Raw genomic sequence first — 3,499 nt, 5'->3', positions numbered from 1 at the left:
GTGTCGGCTGGTCCATGACGTAACGCCTTCCCGTTACGCGCCGGTTCGTGCGGGTGACGTGTGCCATCCGGCTGAACCACCGGCCCGGTGGAAACGTCCCCCGGCCACCGATGAGTTCAGCGCCGCCGTCCGGTCTACCTCTCCGAAAGACCCACCGCGCCCCAACGCCCGTAAGGAGGCAGCGACATGAGTGTGACGACGCCCCGGACCCAGGCCCCGCAGACCGCGTCCCGGAGCATCTCCGGGTTTCTCTCGGCACGTCCCGTGTGGCTGGTCGGCGTTCTGGCCACCCTCGCCGGAGCCGTCGTGACGGAGGTGTTCGCGCTCGTCTCGCGGGCCGCCGGTGTCCCGATGGAGGCGGCCGGCCCTGGCGCGAAGGAGGCCGCGGAGATCCCGGTCGGCGGTTTCTTCGGCGGGGTGGTGTTCTGGTCGGTCGCCGGAGTCGTCCTCGCCGTGGCCCTCGCCCGCTGGGCCCGGCGGCCCGCCCGCACCTTCACCGTGACCACCGTCGCGCTCACCGCGCTGTCCCTCGCCGGCCCGGCCGTCGCCCCGCACACCGCCACGTCCACCCAGATCGTCCTCGCCGCGTCCCATGTGGTGGCCGTCGCGGTCATCGTCCCGATGCTGGCGCGCAGGCTCGCCCACGTGCAGCGCTGAACACACCCCACCCGCCATCACCACCGACACGGGCCCGTCGCGCCTAGGCGCCGACGGGCCCGGTCGCTGCGCCCACCCTCCGTTCCGCGTCACACGGCGGCAGCTCCCCGACCACCCCCGAACGGCCCAGTCCTGCTGCGCCGCAGGAGGCGACCGTCGATATGCGGTGTGACGGTGGTGGAAGGGATGCGTGTGCACCCAGGGACGAGGAGGCGCGATGGCGGAGGCACCGGCCGACGGCGGCACGAAGGAAGCCGCCCCGAGAGGCGGCACGGGCCCCTCCCCGGGCGTCTTCGAGCAACTCGGCACCGTCGCCGACGCCGTCCTCTACGAGGGCTACCTCCTCTACCCCTACCGCCGCTCCTCCACCAAGAACCGCGTCCGCTGGCAGTTCGGCGTGCTGTTCCCCAGGGACTGGGTGGAGGCGGACGGCCCCGTCTCTCCGGGTGTCTCCGGCTCCGCCGACTCCTGGTACCAGCAGACCGAGTGCCTGCTGCGGCTCCGGCAGCCGGACATCGCCGGTGTGCGCGTGCGGGTCCGGTACCTCCAGATGCAGCGCAAGCAGGTGCAGGAAGCCGGCCACCGCCCCGTGGAGTCGCTGCGCACCGACGACGGCACGGTCCATCTGACCTTCGACGAGGCCCTGCCGCGCGAGTGCGAGGCCGAGGTTCCGCTCGACGAACTCCTGCGGGGCGGGCACACCTTCGTGGTGGGCGCCGCGGCCGGTGAGGACGTCGAGGCACTGCCGGAAGGCGCCGGGCGGGTGGCGCGCACCCGCGAGGAGATCCGGGCCGAGACCACCGTCACCGCCGAACAGCTCTCCGACGACCTCTGCCGGATCCGCGTACGGACCACCAACACCGCGCCCGCCCCGCCGCCGCGCACCACCCGCGACGAGGCACTGCGCCGGGCCCTCATCGCCACCCACACCCTCATCGGCGGCGACGGAGTGGAGTTCGTCTCGCTGATCGATCCGCCGGCGGATCTCGAAGCAGCCGTGCGCACGTGCCGCAACGAGTTCACCTTCCCCGTCCTCGGCGGCGATGCCGGCGACGTCGGGCACGTCCTGCTGTCCGCGCCGATCATCCTGCCCGACCACCCCCAGGTCGCCCCCGAAAGCCCGGGCGACCTGCACGACGCCGCGGAGATCGACGAGATCCTCACCCTGCGCACGATGCTGCTGACCGACGAGGAGAAGCGCGAGGCGCGGGCCACCGACCCGCGGGCCGCCGCGATCCTCGACCGGGTCGACACCATGCCGCAGGAGGTCTTCGAACGGCTGCACGGCGCAGTCCGCTCCCTGACACCCATCGCCCCCACGGCGCCCGCCGACCGCCCCGCCTGGTGGCAGGAGGGCGCCGACGACGGACTCTCCCCGACCAGCGACACCGTGCTCGTCGACGGCGTCCCCCTCGGCGGAGGCAGCCGTGTACGGCTGCGCCCCCGGCGACGCGGCGCCGACGCCCAGGACATGTTCCTGGCCGGGCGGACCGCCGAGGTCGCCGCCGTCTTCCACGACGTGGACGGCAGCGTGCACCTCGCCGTCACCCTCGACGACGACCCGGCCGCCGAACTCAACAACTGGTACGGCCGCTTCCACTACTTCCGGCCCGACGAGCTCGAACCCCTCGGGCCCGCCGGATCCCCGGACGAGCCGTCGGCACCGGCTCCCGCCGCAGCTCCGGCGCGGCACACGACCGACTCCGAGACCCCCGCAGCGGAGGCCGAGTGACATGACAACCCACAGCAGCACCACCGAAGTCGGCAAGGAACCCGAACGGTCCGAGGACCGGCAGGGCATAGACGAGATCCACATCCTCTGGATCTCCGAGGGCATGAGCTGCGACGGCGACACCGTCTCGCTCACCGCAGCCGACCAGCCCTCCATCGAGGACCTGGTGCTCGGACTGATCCCGGGCCTGCCGAAGGTGAACCTGGTCAACAAGGTGCTCTCGCCCAGCCTGGGCGGCGAGGACTTCCTGGCGCCCTACCGGGCGGCCGTACGCGGCGAACTCGGCCCGTTCATCCTCGTCATCGAGGGCTCGATCCCCAACCAGAACATCATCGAGGGCGACGGCTACTGGACGTCCTTCGGCAACGACCCGGAGACCGGAGAGCCGCAGACCCTCAACTGGTGGATCGACCAACTGGCCCCCAAGGCATGGGCGGTGGTGGCCGCCGGCACCTGCGCCACCTTCGGCGGCATCCACGCCATGTCCGGCAACCCGACGGGCTGCATGGGCTTGGCCGACTACCTGGGCTGGGACTACACCTCCCAGGCCGGCCTGCCCATCGTCAACGTGCCCGGCTGCCCGATCCAGCCCGAGAACTTCATGGAGACCCTGATCTGGGTCCTCTACCACGCGGCCGGCTCCGCACCTCCGCCGCCGCTGGACCACATGCTGCGCCCCCAGTGGCTCTTCGGAAAGACGGTCCACGAGGGCTGCGACCGCGGCTCGTACTACGAGCAGGCCAACTTCGCCACGGACTACAACTCCCCCAAGTGCTTGGTGAAGACAGGCTGCTGGGGCCCGGTCGTCAACTGCAACGTGCCCAAGCGCGGCTGGATGGGCGGCCTGGGCGGCTGCCCCAACGTCGGCGGCATCTGCATCGGCTGCACGATGCCCGGCTTCCCCGACGCGTTCATGCCGTTCATGGACGAGCCGCCGGGCAGCACCCTGTCGTCCCTGGTCATCAAGCCGTACGGAGCCGTCATCCGCAGGCTGCGCGGCATGACGAACGAACTGGTCAACCACGAGCCGAGGTGGCGCCACAACAAGCGCAAGCTGACCAGCGGCTACGACCCGCGCTGGCGGCCGTGATGACACCCGGCACCCACCCC

Annotated in this window: 3 protein-coding genes; all 3 read left to right on the top strand. The window is 71.7% G+C overall.

The annotated features are described in order from the left end of the window. The first annotated feature begins 186 nt into the window (after positions 1-186). The gene (locus C1J00_RS40435; RefSeq protein ID WP_102913831.1) at positions 187-657 is read left to right on the top strand and encodes a DUF6069 family protein; all 471 of its coding nucleotides are present in this window, start codon (positions 187-189) and stop codon (positions 655-657) included. A gap of 217 nt (positions 658-874) precedes the next feature. Next, complete coding sequence (locus tag C1J00_RS40430) at positions 875-2,389, top strand: hypothetical protein (RefSeq protein ID WP_102913830.1); 1,515 nt, start codon at positions 875-877, stop codon at positions 2,387-2,389. Position 2,390: 1 nt separating this feature from the next. Next, complete coding sequence (locus C1J00_RS40425) at positions 2,391-3,479, top strand: NADH-quinone oxidoreductase subunit B family protein (RefSeq protein WP_102913829.1); 1,089 nt, start codon at positions 2,391-2,393, stop codon at positions 3,477-3,479. The last annotated feature ends 20 nt before the right edge of the window (positions 3,480-3,499 follow it).

Origin of the sequence: Streptomyces cahuitamycinicus, from assembly GCF_002891435.1 — a bacterium.
GTDB lineage: Bacteria > Actinomycetota > Actinomycetes > Streptomycetales > Streptomycetaceae > Streptomyces > Streptomyces cahuitamycinicus.
Note: the sequence above shows the minus strand (reverse complement) of the source record. Positions and strands in the feature narration are given on the sequence as shown.